General features: G+C 75.7%; 13 protein-coding genes. 5 read left to right on the top strand and 8 right to left on the bottom strand.

Going from position 1 to position 16,679, the window contains the following annotated elements; all coding sequences use genetic code 11:
* The first annotated feature begins 201 nt into the window (after window positions 1-201).
* The 3 genes from ACFYPD_RS07030 to ACFYPD_RS07020 all read left to right on the top strand — a co-directional run bounded on the left by ACFYPD_RS07030 (window position 202) and on the right by ACFYPD_RS07020 (window position 2,873).
* On the top strand, window positions 202-1,404 hold the full coding sequence (locus tag ACFYPD_RS07030) for a low temperature requirement protein A (RefSeq protein ID WP_387109870.1): 1,203 nt from the start codon (window positions 202-204) through the stop codon (window positions 1,402-1,404).
* Between the two features lie 118 nt (window positions 1,405-1,522).
* Complete coding sequence (locus tag ACFYPD_RS07025) at window positions 1,523-1,729, top strand: hypothetical protein (protein ID WP_091660994.1); 207 nt, start codon at window positions 1,523-1,525, stop codon at window positions 1,727-1,729.
* A 184-nt stretch (window positions 1,730-1,913) separates the two neighbouring features.
* On the top strand, window positions 1,914-2,873 hold the full coding sequence (locus ACFYPD_RS07020; RefSeq protein ID WP_387109868.1) for a TIGR03557 family F420-dependent LLM class oxidoreductase: 960 nt from the start codon (window positions 1,914-1,916) through the stop codon (window positions 2,871-2,873).
* Between the two features lie 111 nt (window positions 2,874-2,984).
* On the opposite strand, the gene ACFYPD_RS07015 is transcribed toward ACFYPD_RS07020, so the two are convergent.
* Both ACFYPD_RS07015 and ACFYPD_RS07010 read right to left on the bottom strand, forming a co-directional pair.
* Entirely contained in the window at window positions 2,985-5,090 is a 2,106-nt protein-coding gene (locus ACFYPD_RS07015; protein WP_387109866.1) for an APC family permease, read from the bottom strand.
* A 209-nt stretch (window positions 5,091-5,299) separates the two neighbouring features.
* The gene (locus ACFYPD_RS07010) at window positions 5,300-6,166 is read right to left on the bottom strand and encodes an alpha/beta hydrolase family protein (RefSeq protein WP_387109864.1); all 867 of its coding nucleotides are present in this window, start codon (window positions 6,164-6,166) and stop codon (window positions 5,300-5,302) included.
* A gap of 123 nt (window positions 6,167-6,289) precedes the next feature.
* Here ACFYPD_RS07010 and ACFYPD_RS07005 point away from each other — a divergent pair, with 123 nt between their 5' ends.
* Window positions 6,290-6,838: a CGNR zinc finger domain-containing protein gene (locus ACFYPD_RS07005; protein ID WP_387109862.1), complete on the top strand. Its 549-nt coding sequence runs from the start codon at window positions 6,290-6,292 to the stop codon at window positions 6,836-6,838.
* 4 nt (window positions 6,839-6,842) lie between these two features.
* Here the strand turns inward: ACFYPD_RS07005 and ACFYPD_RS07000 are convergent, their stop codons facing one another.
* From ACFYPD_RS07000 to ACFYPD_RS06990, 3 genes are all read right to left on the bottom strand, one after another.
* Window positions 6,843-7,583: a phosphotransferase enzyme family protein gene (locus ACFYPD_RS07000; protein ID WP_387109860.1), complete on the bottom strand. Its 741-nt coding sequence runs from the start codon at window positions 7,581-7,583 to the stop codon at window positions 6,843-6,845.
* A gap of 80 nt (window positions 7,584-7,663) precedes the next feature.
* Window positions 7,664-8,434: a DUF5995 family protein gene (locus ACFYPD_RS06995; protein WP_387109858.1), complete on the bottom strand. Its 771-nt coding sequence runs from the start codon at window positions 8,432-8,434 to the stop codon at window positions 7,664-7,666.
* 111 nt (window positions 8,435-8,545) lie between these two features.
* A complete protein-coding gene (locus ACFYPD_RS06990; RefSeq protein WP_387109857.1) occupies window positions 8,546-11,488 on the bottom strand; it encodes an ATP-binding protein in 2,943 nt (980 codons plus the stop codon).
* A 189-nt stretch (window positions 11,489-11,677) separates the two neighbouring features.
* Between ACFYPD_RS06990 and ACFYPD_RS06985 the strand changes: the two genes are divergently transcribed.
* Window positions 11,678-14,050 carry an AAA family ATPase gene (locus ACFYPD_RS06985; RefSeq protein WP_387109855.1) on the top strand — a complete coding sequence of 791 codons (2,373 nt, stop codon included), beginning with the start codon at window positions 11,678-11,680 and terminating at the stop codon, window positions 14,048-14,050.
* A gap of 237 nt (window positions 14,051-14,287) precedes the next feature.
* Here the strand turns inward: ACFYPD_RS06985 and ACFYPD_RS06980 are convergent, their stop codons facing one another.
* Genes ACFYPD_RS06980 through paaK form a run of 3 tightly spaced genes read right to left on the bottom strand, consistent with a single transcriptional unit; the run spans window position 14,288 to window position 16,619 of the window.
* Complete coding sequence (locus tag ACFYPD_RS06980) at window positions 14,288-14,854, bottom strand: dienelactone hydrolase family protein (protein ID WP_387109853.1); 567 nt, start codon at window positions 14,852-14,854, stop codon at window positions 14,288-14,290.
* 48 nt (window positions 14,855-14,902) lie between these two features.
* On the bottom strand, window positions 14,903-15,274 hold the full coding sequence (gene paaI / locus ACFYPD_RS06975; RefSeq protein WP_387110599.1) for a hydroxyphenylacetyl-CoA thioesterase PaaI: 372 nt from the start codon (window positions 15,272-15,274) through the stop codon (window positions 14,903-14,905).
* Between the two features lie 37 nt (window positions 15,275-15,311).
* Window positions 15,312-16,619: a phenylacetate--CoA ligase PaaK gene (gene paaK / locus ACFYPD_RS06970; RefSeq protein WP_387110597.1), complete on the bottom strand. Its 1,308-nt coding sequence runs from the start codon at window positions 16,617-16,619 to the stop codon at window positions 15,312-15,314.
* Between the last annotated feature and the right edge of the window lie 60 nt (window positions 16,620-16,679).

Below are 16,679 nucleotides of genomic sequence, written 5' to 3'. Positions count from 1 at the left end.
GTGACCTCGGGTCACCGCCGGCCCGCGCCGTGTCCGGCGTCCCGCGGCCACGGCGAGGGCCGGGTCGGGCACGGCCGCCGGCGCCGCGCCCTCGGACGAGCGCGAATGCCGGAAACCCGGCCCGGGCCCCAGCGGCCGTCGCTACGGTCGGTGCAGGGCCGGACGGCCCGCCGCGCCGATCCCGCCACCGCAGGAGCACTCGTGCCCACCGCCACGCCGGAGCAGCCCGCCGAGCGGCGGCCCCCGGTCCGGGACCCCGAGGCGCCGCGGCGGGTGACCCTGCTGGAACTCTTCTTCGACCTGGTGTACGTGGTGGCGCTCTCGCTCATCTCGCGTGGCCTGATCACCGAGGTCAACTGGGAGCGGGCCTTCCAGTCGCTGATCATGTTGATGGCGATGTGGTGGACCTGGGCGATCACCACCCTGGTCACCGACATGTACGACCCGCAACGGCCCGAGATCAAGCTGCTGATCATCGCGGTGATGTTCGGTGCCCTGCTGATGACCACCACCATCCCGGAGGCGTTCGGCGGTCGCGGGCTGGTCTTCGCCGGCACGTACGTGGCGATCCATCTCGGACGCGGGCTGTTCCTCATGCCGACGGTCCGGCGCCACCGGCAGACCCAGCGCCGGGCCGCCCGCATCTTCATCTGGTTCGCGGTCTCCGCGATCCCCTGGCTCGTCGGCGCCACGGTGGCCGGCCACGCCCGCGAGGTGTTCTGGGCGCTGGCGCTGGGCATCGACTACCTCGGCTTCCGGCTCGCGTACCCGGTGCCGGGGCTCGGCGTGGTGCCGGACGCCCAGCGCAACGTGACCGCCGAGCACCTCTCCGAGCGCTACCAGCAGTTCTTCATCATCGCGCTGGGCGACGCCATCCTCGTCACGGGCACGGTCTTCAGCCTGCACCACTCCGAGGCGGAGAACATCGGCGCCTTCGCCATCGCGTTCGCCACCACGCTGCTGCTCTGGCGGATCTACGTGCACAAGTCCGGCGAGCTGCTGCCGCACGCCATCGCCATGTCCAAGCAGCCGGCCAAGTTCCTGAACTCCGCCCCGTACACCCACCTGCTCATGGTGGCCGGGGTGGTGACCAGCGCCGCGGGGTTCGACCTGGTGCTGCTCGAACCGACCGGGACCACCCCGCCGGCCTGGCTGGCGGTCATCCTGGGTGGGCCGGCGCTGTTCCTGACCGGTCGGGCCGCCTTCGAGTACGAGGTGTTCAGCCGGGTGTCCCGGTCCCGCCCCGGCGGCGTCCTGGCGCTGCTCACCATCTCCCCTGTCCTGCTGTACCTCGCCCCGGTCTACGCCGCCCTCGGCGCGATGCTGGTGCTGGCCGGGGTGGCCGTCGCCGACCACCTGCGCAGCCGGGGCCGGCCGCCGGAGAAGCCCGCGCCGCCGCACTGACCCGACCCCGCATGGTCGGAATCGGCCGTGCCGCAACCGCGGCGCCGTTTGACCGTTCCCCCGCCCTGGGTACAAGACCTCCACCTCGAATCCACCACAACCCCAGTGGAGGCAACCCATGCGCGGCACCTCGATAGTCGGCGTCCTGGTCGTCATCTGGCTCGTCATCGGCGCGATCGCCGCCGGCCAGCGCGGTTACTACAGCAACGACGACACCAACTGCGCCGAGGCCGGCACCATCCTCGTCACCATCGTGGCCGGCCCGCTGAACTACATCGGCGCGAACCCCAAGGTGGACTGCAAGCTCCCCGAGCCGTCCAAGTAGGCCCCACCCCGCACCACCCCCGGCCCGCGCCCGCTCCCCCGCGGCGCGGGCCGTTCCGTGCCCGGCGTACGCAGCGTCACCACCCCTCCGCCGTCCTAGGAGGCTGGGTTTCCGGGGGCGTTTGTCGGGGCGCGGGGCGGGAAGGGCAGCGGTCCAGCCGCGCAGGGGACGGGAGACCAGGGCGATGCAGATCGGCTACAAACTGGCCTCGGAGGCCTTCGGCCCGCAGGACCTCATCCGGCAGGCGGTCCGCGCGGAGCAGGCCGGCTTCGACTTCGTCGAGATGAGCGACCACTACCACCCCTGGCTGGAGGTGCAGGGGCACTCCTGCTTCACCTGGAGCGCGCTCGCCGCCATCGCGGCGAAGACCACCACGCTCGGCCTGGCCACCGGGGTCACCTGCCCCTCGGTGCGGTACCACCCGGCGATCATCGCCCAGGCCGCGGCCACCATGGCACTGATCTCCGACGGGCGGTTCACCCTCGGTGTGGGCGCCGGCGAGCGGCTCAACGAGCACGTGGTCGGGCAGGGCTTCCCGAGCGTCCGCGGCCGGCACGAGCGGCTGCGCGAGGCCCTGGAGATCATCCGGCTGCTCTGGCAGGGCGGCTACCAGTCGTACGAGGGCCGGCACCTCCAGCTGGAGGACGCCCGGGTCTGGGACCTGCCGGAGACGCCGCCGGTGATCGCCGTCGCGGCCAGCGGACGGTCCTCGGCGGCGATGGCCGCCGAGCTGGGCGACGGGCTGTTCGCCACCGAGCCGAAGTCGTCGATCGTGGAGCGCTACCAGGAGGCCGGCGGGCAGGGGCCCCGCTACGCGGAGGTGCCGATGGCCTGGGCCCCGGACGAGGAACAGGCGGTCCGCGCGGCGAAGGAGACCAGCCGGTGGGCCGTCACCGGGTGGAAGGTGATGAGCGAGCTGCCCAACCCGGTGAACTTCGACGCGGCGACGGTCTGGGTGGAGGACCAGCACATCCGGCAGCAGTTCTCGGTCGGGCCGGACCCGGAGCCGCACCTGGCGAAGGTGAAGGCGTACGTCGAGGCCGGCTTCGACCACATCGTGCTGCAGAACGCCGGCCCGGACCCGGACGGCTTCCTCGACTTCTGCGCCGACGACTTCCTCGCCCGGGTGCGCGCACTCGCGTGACGGGCGCGCTGGATCCGGGCGCCGGTAGCCGGGCGCAGGCCGGTGCGGGTGCCGGTCGGCGTACCCCTCGGGGCGTCGGACCGGGACGGGGCCGGCGGCCGGCGGCGGTGCTCAGCCGCCGACGTGGATGCCGGGCCGGCGGGCGGGGTCCGGCTCGGTCTTGCGGATGATCTCCCGGACCACCGGAGGGGTGTCGCCCCGGCCGAGGATCAGGTAGCGCAGCAGGTGCGCGATCGGGTTGCCCTCGGACCACTCGAAGTGGCAGTGCGGGCGGACCCCGGTGGCGTCGCGGAGCGCCAGCAGGATGGCCGCGATGGCGTTGGGCGCGGCGGGGCTGTTGGCCCGCAGGATCCGGTATCCGCCGACCTCGACCCCGTGCACCCGCAGTACCTCGCTGAACCGCGAGGGATCGCTGATGTCGATCTCCAGGAAGAGCACGTCGGCGGCGCCGGGCACCGGGTTCATGCCGCGCTGCGCCCGCTCCTTGAGCCGGTACTCCTTCAGCGAGCCGCTCTGCCGCTTGTTGGCGATGAGGTGCAGCCGGCCGTCGTGGGCGATCGAATCGGCGACGAACCGCCGTGCCGGCTCGTCGAACTCGATCCGCTCCGCGCGCAGTTCCGTCGTGCGGGACACCCGGGAGATCAGCGAGACGGCGACGATGCCGGCGATGAACAGGCCGGAGATGGTGATGCCGTCCGGCTTCTCGATCACGTTCTCGACGAGCGCGTAGAGCAGCACCAGGGTGAGCACCGTGAAACCGATCCCGGCGAACGGGTGCCGCGACCGGTACGCGGAGATGGTCACCGCGATCGCGCCGGAGACCATCATGGCCAGGATGCCGGTGGCGTACGCGCCGGCCTGGGCGTTCACGTCGGCCCGGAAGGCGACCGTGATGGCGATGCTGATGGCGGTGTAGACCAGCACCACCGGCCGGACCGCCCGCCCCCACTCGGGTGCCATGCCGTAGGAGGGCAGGTAGCGGGGCACGATGTTGATCAGGCCGGCCATCGCCGAGGCGCCGGCGAACCAGAGGATGAGGATGCTGCTGATGTCGTAGACCGTGCCGAAGGCCTCCCCCAGGTGCTCGTGGGCCAGGAAGGCCAGGGCCCGGCCGCTGGCCGCCCCGCCGGGCGCGAAGTCGCGCGCCGGGATCAGCACGGTGGTGACGAAGGTGGTGGCGATCAGGTAGACCGACATGATCAGCGCGGCGGTGGTGAGCAGCTTGCGGGTGTTGCGGATCCGCGCCGCCAACCGGTGCTCGGCGTCGCCGCCGTCGCTCTTGACCAGCGGCATCATGCTCACCCCGGTCTCGAAGCCGGAGAGGCCCAGCACCAGCAGCGGGAACGCGAGCACGCTGGTGGCCAGCACGTCGCCCGCGCCGCCGACCCCGGTCAGCCGGTCGGTCCACCCGCTGAGCGTCCCCGGGTCGGCGGCGACCTCGGCCAGGCCGGCGACCACGATCACCGCGTTCAGCGCGAGGAAGACCGCGACCAGGGGGATGGCGACCTGCACCGCCTCGCTGAACCCCAGCAGGAACACCCCGCCGAGGATGAGCAGCAGCACCACGGTGACCACCACGGCGGCCGTGACGCCGTGCGGGAACGACTCGGGCAGGATCGGGTTCTCCAGCAGGTGCACGGTGGCGTCGGCGGCGGAGAGCGTGATCGTGATGATCCACGAGGTGGCCACGAAGCCGAGCAGCACCAGCACGAAGGCCTTGCCCCGCCAGAACGGCAGCAGCCGTTCCAGCATGGCCACCGAGCCCTGCCCGTGCGGGCTCTCCCGGGCCACCCGCCGGTACATCGGCAGCATCCCGAACAGGGTCAGCGCGACGATCAGCAGGGTCGCGAGCGGGCTCAGCGCGCCGGCCGCCACCGCCGCGATGCCGGGCAGGTAGGACAGGGTGGAGAAGTAGTCGACGCCGGTCAGGCACATCACCCGCCACCAGGGATGCCCCTTCGACTGGTGCTCCCGGGTCTCCGGGCCTTCCGGCTGCACCCGGTGCTGGAACAGCCAGCGGGTGAGCCGGCTGGTCGGTTGGGCCGGCCGGACCGGGCTCTCCACGCGCTCCGGAAGCCTGGCGGGTCCCCGGCGGGCGCGGTCGCCGCGCTCGGGGTCGCGGGCGTCGCGCAGCGCCCGGTCCGCGGGGGTCGACTGCGCGTGGTGGCGGCGCCCCCGCGTCCGCCGGGGCTGCGCCCCGTCCCGTGCCTCCGCCATGTGCACCCCTCCAGGCCCTGAACCGACGGTAGGCGGTACCCGGGGCGCGGCCCGGCCGAACCGGGCAAGCGGAAAAAGATGATCAGGACGGGCGGGGGTGCAGCCCTCCCGGCCGGCACGCGGTCAGCCCGGGCCGGCCCAGCCGCTCCCCCGCCGCCGGCGACCGGGCGGCGCCCCTCGACGCCGCCCGGCCCGGTGGTTCCCTCGGGTCATCCGCGCAGCCCCAGCCGGTCGGTCAGCCAGGCGAGCCGGTCGTCCCGGGTGCGGGCGGCGCCCAGGTCGTGCTCCTCCTGCGGGTAGAGCGACACCGTGGCCCGCGGCGCCGCGGCGGCGAAGGCGGCGCGGGTCTCGGCGCCGACGAACCGGTCCGCGCCGGCGAACTGGAGGTACGCCCCGGCGCCCAGCCGTCCCACCAGATCGACCGGGTCCAGGCCGGCGAAGACCGCCCGGTAGGCCTCCTTCTCCCCCGCCGGCAGCTCGAGCCAGTAGAGGTCGAACCAGTTGGCCCAGGTCGCGTCCGGCGCGAGCAGCACCGCGGTGCGCAGCCCCGGCTCGCGGGCGGTCAGGTCGACGGCGTACATGGCGCCGTAGTCGTGGCCGACCACCGCGGTGCGCTTCCGGTCCACCCCCGGCTCGGCGAGCAGCCGCCGGTACGCCGCCTGCACCGCGTCGAGCTGGGCGGTGACCGCGGCCCGGTCCCGGGCGTCGCCGACCGGGTCGCCCGCCCAGGGGAAGGTGAGCTGCGGCAGCACCGACACCACGCCCCGGCCGGCCAGGGCGGTCGCCTCGGCCAGGAACTCGGTGCGGTCCTGGTTGGCCCGGCCGGGCTCGAACCAGTGCAGGTCCAGCACCCCGGCCAGCCCACCGCCGACGCGCTGCGGACGGACCAGCCAGGCCCGGACGGCCGGCCGCCCGGCGACCGGAATCTCGATGTCGCGGACCACCGTGGCCGCCGTGTGGCCGGCGGCCGCCGGGGCCGGCTCGGCGGGCGCCTCCGCGTGGGCCCCGCCGCCACCGGCGAGCCCGCCGGCGACCAGCAGCGCGGCCACGGACACGAGGACAGGCAGACGTCGCATGTGCCACCTCCATAAGTTTTTAAATGCGTTTTACAACTGACGACGCTAGGATGGCGGGCGGCGATCGGTCAAGTGCGAAGGGACGGCGGGCGTGTCGGCAACCGGACGAGGGAGGGGGCGCGGATGAGCGCCGTGCCACCCCTGGAACCGGCGCTGCGCCTGGCCGTCGCGCTGCTGCACAGCTACTGGGTGCTCCAGGACCCGGTCGACCAGCTCTCGGTGGCCCGGCTGCGGGCCGCCGCCCGGGACGTCGGCCTCGCCGAGGTCACCGAGCCGCTCACCGAGGCCGACCTGCCCCGGCTGCGCGAGCTGCGCGACCGCCTCCACGGGGTCTTCGCCGCGCCCGACCCGGCCGCCCGGGTGGCCACGCTCAACGGGGTGCTGGCCGAGGTCAGCGCCGGCACGGTGGTCGAACCCGGGCCCGACGGCACGCTGCAGCTCACCCCGCTGCCCCGGCCCTGCCCCGTCGGGCCGTTCGCCGCCCTGGTCACCGGGGCGCTGGCCCGAGCCGCCGCGACCGGCGGGACCGAGCGGTTCGGCGTCTGCGCGGCCGACGGCTGCGACGCGCCCTACCTGGACCGGACGCGGGCCGGCCGGCAGCGCTACTGCTGCGAGCTGTGCAACAACCGGGCCGCCGCGGCGGCATACCGGGGGCGGTCCCGGCGCGGCTGACCGGTCACGCCAGGGCGGCCGCCCAGCGGTCCACCCCGCCGTCCAACAGCGCGGCGGTGGCCCGCCAGTACGCCCCGTCCTCGGCGTCGATCCGCGCCCAGGGCTGCACCCCGTCGCGGGCACCCGCCGTTAGCAGGTCGACCATGGCCCGGGCCCGGCGACCGAGCAGCGCGGCCAACGCCGGCCGGTCCGCCGCCGGCAGCCCGTAGCCGTCGACCAGGGCGCGCAGCCGGGTGGCGGACTCGTCCAGCGGCCGGTCCGGGCGCATCCCCGCCATGCTCTGCCCCGCGTACGCCAGCTCCCAGAGCCGCGTGCCCGGGCCGGCCCCGTCCCAGTCGATGAGGACCCACCCCTGGGGCGAGCGGACCAGGTTCCACGGCGCCACGTCGTGGTGGCAGACCAGCTCCGCGCCGTCGGGCGCGATGGCCGGCTGCCACGTCGCGCCGGGCGGGGGCGTGAAGGAGGCAGTCGCGCGGTGCAGGTCGGCCAGGAACGCGCCGATCGAGGCCAGCTCGTCGAGGGAGTACGTGCCGGCCGGATCGCCCGGCTCCCCCGGGACGTACTCCAGCACCTGGCGGCCCCGGTCGTCCCGGCCGAGCGGCCGGGGCGCGCCGCGGAAGCCCACCCCGTGCAGGTGGCCGAGCAGGGCGTCGACGCTCGCGGTCCACGGGCCGGCCGGGCGCCGGACGGTGTCGCCGACCCGGACCACCCCGGCGGTCACGTTGCCGGCGAGCGCCTCTTCCACCGGTCCATCCTCGCACCACGGACGGCGTCCCCGCGTCCCGCGCCCTACCCACGGCGGGACGCGGGGACCCCCCGTCCCGGCTACTGGAGGAACGCCCCGAGGGGCGACAGCAGCAGCCGGCCGAGCAGTGCGGCGTTGTCGTCCAGCCGCATCCGCTCACACTCGCGGGCGTCCGGGTCGTGCCGGCAGCGCCAGATCTTCTGCGCGTTGCGCCAGGCCACGTTCCGGGTGTACTCGACCAGTTCGCCCTGGTACCAGTCGTCGATGTCGCCGTTCACCATGTCGATCATCAGCTGCCAGTGGTCCAGGTAGCCGCGGCGCAGCTCCGGGATCCGCTCGGCGAAGATCTTGTTGATCTCCAGGTAGTCGTGGTGCTGGTCGCTGCCGTCGACCGGCTCGGACTCCAGGCTGTCGAAGGTGGTCACCAGCGCGAACGGCAGGTCGTAGTTGATGTGGGCGTTCACCCCCGCGGCGGCCGACGGCAGCGGCCGGGCGTCCGGGCCGCGCATCCGCTGGAACAGGCACGACCAGGCCTTCGGGGTGCTCGGGTGGCAGTCCGTCCAGAACCGCAGCGCGTCGAAGTAGCGGGCGGCGAACTCCACGTCGAGCCGGGCCAGGAAGGCCGGGTCGGTGAAGCGGTCGTCGTACAGGCCGTCGAGGACCGTGGAGGTGATGACCAGGTAGAGCTTGTTGAAGTCGGCCAGCGGGCAGCTCTCCTCCAGCGGAGGCAGCCGGACCAGCAGGTCCTGGAGCTTGGTGAGGTGGTCGACGACCGCCGGCACGTCGGCGGGGTGGTCGGCGAGCAGCCCGACGATGTCCTGGTGCACGGGACCCCAGACGGGTTCGGTCATCTCTCCTCCACAGTGGTCGGCGCCCCCACGACGCCACCCGGTGACGCTGGACAGCCTTCCAGCCGGCGTACGCCGGCCGGATCAGTAGAACGACGTATTGCCGACGTACGGCTACTCGGCCCGGTTGCGCAGAAAGATCGCGCTGGCCTGCACCCGGGTGCGGACCTGGAGCTTGTCGAAGATGTGCGACACGTGCACGCCGATGGTCCGCTCGCTGATGAACAGCCGCTGGCCGATCTCCCGGTTGGTCAGCCCCTCGGCGACCGCCGCGAGCACCTCCCGCTCCCGGGCGGTGAGCACGACCAACTCGTCCACCAAGGGCGCGGCCGGCTCCGCGGCCCGCGGCCGGGGCGCCGGACGGGCGGCCGCCGGGCCCTCGTCCAGGGCCACCCGGGCCCGCCCGGCCAGGATGCGGATCTCCTCGCTCAGCGGCACGGCGCCGAGCGCCTGGGCCGTCTGGTGGGCCTGCCGCAGCAGCTTGCCGGCGGTGGCGACCCGGCTGCGCCGGGCCAGCAGCGCCTCGGCCTGCCGCAACCGCGAGTAGGCCGCCGGGTAGGGGTGGTTGCGCCAGTCCCACTCGGTCGCCGCGCGGGCCCACAGCTCGGGGTCGCCCCGGCCGTCCTCCAGCCGGCTCAGCTCGGCGGCGCAGAGGGCCAGGAACGCGTCGGCGACGTAGCGCACCGGGGCGCCCGCCTTCCCGCTCTTGGCGGCCACCCGGTCGACCACCCCGCGCAGCCGGCGGACCGCGTTCGGGTCCACCTCGACCGTGCGGCTGGCCGACGCCTCCGCCTCCGCGCGCAGCCCGTGCCAGGCCAGCGTGGCCAGCACGATGACGTCGTCGGACCGGCTCTCGGTCAGGCCCCGCTGGACCGCCTGCCGGGCCAGGTCGTGCCGGCCCTGCCACATGGCCAGCCCGGCCCGCAGGATGAGCATCGGCAGCACGTGCCGGGCCCCGCCGCCGGCCAGCACGGTGGCGACCGCCTCCAGGTCACGGTCGGAGGCCTCGACGTCGCCGTAGCCGACGGAGAGCCGGCAGCGGGCCAGCAGCAGCTCGACCGCGTCGGCGCCGGACGGGCGGTGCCGCAGCGCGGCCGCCACGACCTTCTCGGCCTCGGCCCACTGCCCCACCCGGAACAGCCCGTTGGTGGCGATGGCCAGCAGCCGGGTCTCCCACGTGCGGCCGAGCCCCAGCTCGGCGACCCGCTCGGCGCCCCGGCGGGCCACCACCACCCCCTCCTCGAGGATGTTCAGCGGCCCGGTGAGCAGCTCGGCCAGGTGCAGGTACGCGCAGGCCACGTCCTCCGGCCGGCCGGAGCGCTCGGCGGTGTCCAGCGCCTTGCGCATGACGGCCAGCCCGGCGTCCGGGTCCTCCAGGTAGGCCTCGCTGAACCCGAGCGCGGCGCTGGCCAGCACCACCTCCGAGGCGGTGCCCTCGACCTCGGCGGCGAGCCGGAGTGCCTCCCGGGCCTGGTCGCCGGCCTCCGCGTAACGGCCCAGGTGCAGCAGCAGCTCGGCCAGGTGGGCGGCGGCGGTGGCCCGCTCCCGGGGCGTGCAGTCCGCCGCGGCGAGCACCCGCCGGTATTCGGCCTCCGCGGGGGCGGACCGGCCCGCGGCGGCCAGGTAGCGGGCCCGCCGGATGTGCAGGGCGCAGGTGGGCGGGCCGGCCGGGTCGGCGGCCAGCTCCTCCAGCAGGGCCAGCGCGCGGGCGTGCTCGCCGCAGTGGTGCGCCGACTCGGCGGCGTGGGTGAGCAGCTCGGCCCGGTCGACCTCGACCGGCTCGGGCCGGCCACCGTCGGGCAGCACGGCGGGCGGGGTGGCGGCCAGGCTCAGCGCGGCCGACCAGTGGCGGTGCGCCTCGGCGTAGCCGTGGAGCCGCTCGGCCTCGCGGGCGGCGGCCATCGCGGCCGGCAGGGCCCGGGCCGGCTCGCCGGCCAGCCGCCAGTGGTGGGCCAGCCGGGCCTGGTGCAGCTCGGCGGTGGCCGAGGTCAGCGTCTCGGCGTAGCGGCGGTGCAGCGCGGCCCGCTCGGCGGGGAGCAGCTCGTGCGCCAGCACCTCGGCGACCAGGCGGTGCCGCAGCCGGTAGCCGTCGTCGGCGCCGACCAGCAGCCGGTGCGCCACCGCCTCCCGGACCGCCTCGATCAGCTGGTCCTCCGGCAGCCGGACGACCTGGGCCAGCAGCCAGTGCTCGACCGGCTCGACACCGGCGGCGACCGCGTGCACCACGGCGTGCGCGGGCTGCGGCAGCGCGTCGACCCGGGCCAGGAACACCTCGCGCAGCGTGTCGGAGAGGCCGTCGTGGCCGTCGCGCAGGTCGCGGGCCAGCTCCTCCACCACGAACGGGTTGCCGCCGCTGCGCTGCCACATCTGGTCGGCGGCCTCGGGGGCCAGCGGCGCGCCGACGATCGCGGCGGCCAGCTCGTCGGTGCCGGCCCGGTCCAGCGGCGCCAGGTCGACCACCCGGACCGAGCGCAGCCGGCGCAGCTCGGTGAGCACCCGGCGCAGCGGGTGCGCGCCCTGCAACGACTCGGCCCGGATCGCGGCGAGCACCGACAGCTGGAGGTCGCCGAGGCCGGCGAGCAGGTAGAGCAGGAGCTGGCGGGTGCTGCGGTCGACCCACTGGAGGTCGTCGAGGACGAGCACCAGCGGCCGCCCGCCGGCGACCAGGTGCAGGCCGCGCGAGACCCGCTCCAGCAGCGCGCCCGCGCCGTCCGGGCCGGGGGTCTCCTCGTCGAAGACCTGGAGCAGGCCGCGGACCGCGGAGGAGGTGCGCGCCTCGGTCAGGTCGGCGTCGAGGCGGCGCAGCGCCTGGCGCAGCGGGTGCAGCGGCGAGGCGTCGCCGATGTCGAGGCAGACGCCGGTGAGGACCAGCGCCCCCGCGTCCCGCAGGCGCTCGCCGACCTCGGCCAGCAGCCGGGTCTTGCCCACCCCGCTCTCGCCGGTGAGGAACACCGCGGCGGTCTGCCCGGGGGCGACGTCGTCGAGCAGCGCCGACCGCAGCGCCCCCACCGTGTCGGCACGGCCGACGAGCGGCGCGGTGTCCACATCGCTGGCCATGCCAGGCAGCCTAGTCACAGGTTCCCGCACCGTTCTACGGGCTCAGCGCCCTTGTGGTACTCCTCGCGTCGACATTACGACTAATGGTTGCGGGTGGTCGACATACGTCGTCCTACCGATCCCCCGAGGACCCGGTGGTGAAAGTCTCCGGTGGTCGTCAGGCACCGGACCGGGGAGAGGGTGGGTGCGATGCTGATCACCACGCCCGTGGGGAGTCGCGAAGCGGTCACCGTCGCGCGCTGGCCGGTGCCGGAGGAACGGCGCACGGTCACCGTCCTCTTCGCCGACATCGTCGGGTCGACCGGCCTGGTCGAGCGGCTCGACCCGGAGGACGTCCGGGCGCTGCAACAGGCGTACTTCGGCACGGTGGCCGCGGTGCTGCGCCGGTGGCACGGCGTGGTGGAGAAGTACGTCGGCGACGCGGTGATGGCGCTGTTCGGGGCGCACGGCTCCGACGGGTTCGACGCCTACCGGGCGGTGCGCGCCGGGCTGGAGATCCAGGGCGCGCTGGACCGGCGGCTGCCGGCCGGCACCCGGGTGCGGGTCCGGGTCGGCGTGGCCACCGGCGAGGTGCTGGTCGACTTGGCGGGCACCCGGGACGGCGGGCATGGCACGGCCAGCGGCGCGGTGATCACCACGGCGGCCCGCCTCCAGGAGTACGCGCCGCCCGGCGGGGTGGTGCTCTGCGCGGCCACCCGGCGTGCCGTCGCCGGCATGGTCGAGCAGCGCCCCCTCTCCACCCTGACGGTGGCCGGCCGAGCGGCGCCGCTGGACGTCTGGCGGGTGACCGGGGTGTCCCCGCGCCGGCTGGCCCGGCACCACGGCCCGGTGTTCGGCCGCCGCCGCGAGCTGGCCACGGCCGGCGACGAGATCGTTCGGGCGGTGCGGGAGCGGCGTCCACGCTGGATCTCCCTGGTCGGCCCGGCCGGCAGCGGACGCAGCCGGCTGCTGCACGAGCTGGTCCGCGCGGTGTCGACGGTGGACGGCGCCCCGGTGCGCTGGTGCGTCGCGCACTGCCCGCCGTTCCCGGACGGGGAGCTGGCGCCGCTGGCGGACCTGGTCCGCGGCCTCGCCGGGCTCCGCGACGGCCAGTCGCCGGAGACCGTACGCCGGCGGCTGGGCACCATTCTGGACGGGCTGCTGCCGGCGGCCCGGCGCGGTGCGGCGGCGCACGCGATGGCCGAGTTCCTGGCCGCGCCGCGCGACGCGGGGGCCGCCGCACGCGGCGCCGAGGTGTGCCGGGAGGTCCTGCTGGACCTGGCCACCGGCCAGCCGGTGGTGGTGGCGGTGGACGACGTGGACCGGGCCGCGCCGGCGCTGAACCGGTTCCTGCACCGGCTCTTCGCCACGGCCAGCGAGCGGGGACTGCCGCTCGCGGTGGTGGCCACCCACGGTCCGCGCTGGGCCGACCTGCTGCCCGGGGCGGCCGGTCGGCGGCGCCGGGTGCCGCTGCCCGCGCTGGGCACCGTCGACACCGGACGGCTGCTGCGGCACCTGCTCGACCGGGCCGGCCGGCCCACCGCGCCGGCCGCGGAGCTGCTCCCGCTGGTCGCCGGCAACCCGGCCGCGGCGGCGGCGTACGTCGCCGCGCTCGGCGCCGCCGATGAACCGGCCGGAGTGCCCGAGCCGGTCCGCCGCCTGGTCGACGCGCGGCTGGACCGGCTGGACGGGGAGCAGCGGGCGGTGCTGATGGCGGCCGCGACCCGGGACGTGGACGTCCCGGCCGCCACGGTGGCGCGGATGCTCGGTTGGTCGACCGGACGCACCGAGCCGGTGCTGCGTGCGCTGGTCGACGCCGGGCTGCTGCGCCAAGCCGCCACCGGCGGGTACGCGGTAGCCGAGCCGGCGGTGGCCCGGGTGGCCGCGCACCGGCTGCCCCGCGCGGTCCGGGCGGAGTTCGCCCGCCGGCTGCGGGACGTCGAGACGGTCGGGGCGATCCGCCCGGCCGTCACGCGGCCGGCCGACGCCGCCGCGGGGGTCGCCACCGGCCGGGCGGCCTGCCCGGCCGGGACGGGGCGCCGGTCGGGTGGAGGGGCCCGACCGGCGCCGGTCCCGGGGGCGGGCGGCCCGACGCCGGGTGTGCCGGCGGTGGTCGGCTCGATGCCGCGTGTGACGGCGGCGGTCGGGCCGATGCCGGGTGTGACGGCGGTGGTCGGCTCGATGCCGGGTGTGACGGCGGCGGGTGTGACGGCGGGGGGAACCGACGCGCCGGCCGGCCGCCCGACGGCTGCCGTCGGCGCGGTGTGGGCCGACGCCGTGGCGGGCTGTCCGGCGGGGGTGTCGGGGGGCGCCTCCGCCGGGCTGGCTCTCCCGGCGGCCGGGTCCGGTGGGAGCCGGGCGGGCCGGGCGGTGCGGGCGCGCCTCGGGGTGTTCCCGGGGCTCCGCGACCCGTTACCGGGCGGCCCGCCGCGAGAGTCGGCGGGCCGGGTGGGACCGGTGGGCGGGCGACCGCCAGCCGTCGGGCCGCCGCGTCCGCCTCGGACTCACCGGGAGCGGCCGGCTGGGGCCTCCGACCGAGCAGGGCTGACCCTGGCCGCCGGCGTGCCCGTGCGCGCCGCCTGAACGCGACGACGTCCGGGCCGGAGCGGGCACGGGGCCACTCCGACCCGGACGTCGTCCCGGGGCTGACGAGCGCGGGGGCCGCTCCGACCGGAACGTCGTAAGGGGCCACCAGGCCGCGGACGGGTCGGCGCCACTCCGACCCGGACGTCGACTCGGCCACTGAGCGGCGGGCGGGCGCGGCCGGGACCGAGGGGTCGCGCCGGGACGGGCCGCGCCACGGCCGGGCGGGCGGGCGGTTCAGCTGTCGGCGAGGAACGCCAGGACGCGGTCCCAGGTGAGGGCGGCGGCCGGCGCGTCGTGGTCGGGCGTGCCGGGGTCGGTGTAGAGGTGCCCGGGGCCCGGGTAGCGGTACACGGTCAGCTCGGCGCCGGCCGCGGTCATCGCCCGCTGCCAGTCGTCCACCTCGTCCTGCGTCTCGTAATCGTCGGGGTCGGCGAGGTGCAGCTGCACCGGCAGCCCGGGGCGCACCGAGGCGGGATCGCCGCCGGTGCCGTGCAGCAGGAGCAGCGCGGCGGCCTCCGGCCGCTCGGCGAGCAGCGCCCCGGCGACGCCCGCGCCCATGGAGAAGCCGGCCAGCACCGTCTCGGCGGGCAGTCCGGCCACCGCCGCGCGGGCCCGGTCGAGGACCACGTCCCGGCCGATCTTCTCCAACAGCGCGAAGCCGGCGTCGACGGTGTCGGCGGCCGGCACGTCGTACAGGTCGGGGGTGGTCACCTCGTGCCCGGCGGCGCGGAGCCGGTCGGCGGCGGCCAGCACGGCGGGGCGCAGCCCGTAGACGGAGTGCAGGAGCAGGATGTGTGCCATGGGTCCATCCTGGCTCACACCGGGCCGGCGGGCCGGGCGGCCCGCCGGTCACGCACGGGCGATGGTGCGGCTGCGGCCGCGGAACTCGGCGACCACCTCGCCGTCCCGCCACACGGTGACATCGTAGATGCCGCTGCGGCCGTAGCGGACCCGCTCGGCGGCCCGGGCCTCCAGCAGGTCACCCTCGCGGACCGGGCGGAGGAAGCTGATCTCGCCGCCGGCGGCCACGGTGGCCGGGCCGTGGCTGTTGCAGGCCAGCGCGAACGCGGTGTCGGCGAGCAGGAAGACGAAGCCGCCGTGGCCGATGGCGTGGCCGTTGAGCATGGCCGCGGTGACCCGCATCCGGGCCACGGCCGCGCCGTCGCCGGCCGAGACCAGCTCGATGCCGAGCCCCTCGGACGCCACGTCGGCGTCGAACATGTCGTGGGCCGCCGTGCGGCCGTCCTCGCCCGCCACGTCAGTTCCCCCGCCGCTCGTCGACGATCCGGCGCATCTTGCCCATCGAACGCTCGACCCCGTCCGGCTCGATGACCTGGACCGCCACGCTCACCCCGATGGTGTTCTTGATCTGCTCGACCAGGGCCGCGCCGGTCCGCTCGGCCTCGTCGGCGGCCACCCCGGCCCGCCGCTCCACCTTGACGGTGAGGGTGTCCATCCGGCCCTGCCGGTCCAGCACGCACTGGAAGTGCGGCGACAGCGCGGGCGTGCGCAGGATCAGCTCCTCGATCTGGGTCGGGAAGACGTTGACCCCGCGCACGATCATCATGTCGTCGGTGCGGCCGGTGATCTTCTCGATCCGGCGCATGCTGCGGGCGGTGCCGGGCAGCAACCGGGTGAGGTCGCGGGTGCGGTAGCGGACCACCGGCATGGCCTCCTTGGTCAGGGAGGTGAGCACCAGCTCGCCCCGCTCGCCGTCGGGCAGCGCCTCGCCGGTGACCGGGTCGATGATCTCCGGGTAGAAGTGGTCCTCCCAGAGGTGCAGGCCGTCCTTGGTCTCCACGCACTCGACCGCCACCCCGGGGCCCATCACCTCGGAGAGGCCGTAGATGTCCACGGCGTGCATGTCGAGTCGCTGCTCCATCTCCCGGCGCATGTCCTCGGTCCACGGCTCGGCGCCGAAGATGCCGACCTGGAGCGAGGTGGACCTCGGGTCGACGCCCTGGCGCTCCATCTCGTCGACGATGGCCAGCATGTAGCTGGGCGTGACCATGATGACGTCCGGCGCGAAGTCGCGGATCAGCATGACCTGCCGTTCGGTCATGCCGCCGGAGACCGGGATGACCGTGCAGCCCAACTCCTCGGCGCCGTAGTGCGCGCCGAGCCCGCCGGTGAACAGCCCGTAGCCGTACGCCACGTGCACCCGGTCGCCGGGGCGGCCGCCGGAGGCCCGGATCGAGCGGGCCATCAGCTTCGCCCAGGTGTCGAGGTCGGCGCGGGTGTAGCCGACGACGGTGGGCCGCCCGGTGGTGCCGGAGGAGGCGTGCAGCCGGGCGACCCGCTCCCGGGGCACCGCGAACATGCCGAACGGGTAGTTCTCCCGCAGCTCGGCCTTGCCGGTGAACGGGAAGCGGGCCAAGTCGGCCAGCTCGCGCAGGTCGTCGGGGTGCACGCCGGCCGCCGCGAAGGCCTGCCGGTAGTGCGGCACGTTGTCGTACGCGTGCCGCAGCGACCAGCGCAGCCGGTCGAGTTGCAGCGCCCGCAGCTCGTCGACGCCGGCCCGCTCGACGGGTTCCAGCTCGTCCGGACGAGGGGTGCGGTCCTGCACGGTGGCCTCCTGCGCGACGGGGTCCCGGACGCCGCGTCGCGCCGGGCGGGTGCCGATCAC

Source organism: Micromonospora sp. NPDC005299, assembly GCF_042872345.1.
Classification (GTDB): domain Bacteria; phylum Actinomycetota; class Actinomycetes; order Mycobacteriales; family Micromonosporaceae; genus Micromonospora.
Note: the sequence above shows the minus strand (reverse complement) of the source record. Positions and strands in the feature narration are given on the sequence as shown.

Excerpts from the sequence above, each read along its gene's own strand:
- ACFYPD_RS07025 (WP_091660994.1), top strand. The coding sequence starts at position 1,523 with ATGCGCGGCACCTCGATAGTCGGCGTCCTGGTCGTCATCTGGCTCGTC.
- ACFYPD_RS07020 (WP_387109868.1), top strand. The coding sequence starts at position 1,914 with ATGCAGATCGGCTACAAACTGGCCTCGGAGGCCTTCGGCCCGCAGGAC.
- ACFYPD_RS07015 (WP_387109866.1), bottom strand. The coding sequence starts at position 5,090 with ATGGCGGAGGCACGGGACGGGGCGCAGCCCCGGCGGACGCGGGGGCGC.
- ACFYPD_RS07010 (WP_387109864.1), bottom strand. The coding sequence starts at position 6,166 with ATGCGACGTCTGCCTGTCCTCGTGTCCGTGGCCGCGCTGCTGGTCGCC.
- ACFYPD_RS07005 (WP_387109862.1), top strand. The coding sequence starts at position 6,290 with ATGAGCGCCGTGCCACCCCTGGAACCGGCGCTGCGCCTGGCCGTCGCG.
- ACFYPD_RS06995 (WP_387109858.1), bottom strand. The coding sequence starts at position 8,434 with ATGACCGAACCCGTCTGGGGTCCCGTGCACCAGGACATCGTCGGGCTG.
- ACFYPD_RS06990 (WP_387109857.1), bottom strand. The coding sequence starts at position 11,488 with ATGGCCAGCGATGTGGACACCGCGCCGCTCGTCGGCCGTGCCGACACG.
- ACFYPD_RS06985 (WP_387109855.1), top strand. The coding sequence starts at position 11,678 with ATGCTGATCACCACGCCCGTGGGGAGTCGCGAAGCGGTCACCGTCGCG.
- ACFYPD_RS06980 (WP_387109853.1), bottom strand. The coding sequence starts at position 14,854 with ATGGCACACATCCTGCTCCTGCACTCCGTCTACGGGCTGCGCCCCGCC.
- paaI (WP_387110599.1), bottom strand. The coding sequence starts at position 15,274 with ATGTTCGACGCCGACGTGGCGTCCGAGGGGCTCGGCATCGAGCTGGTC.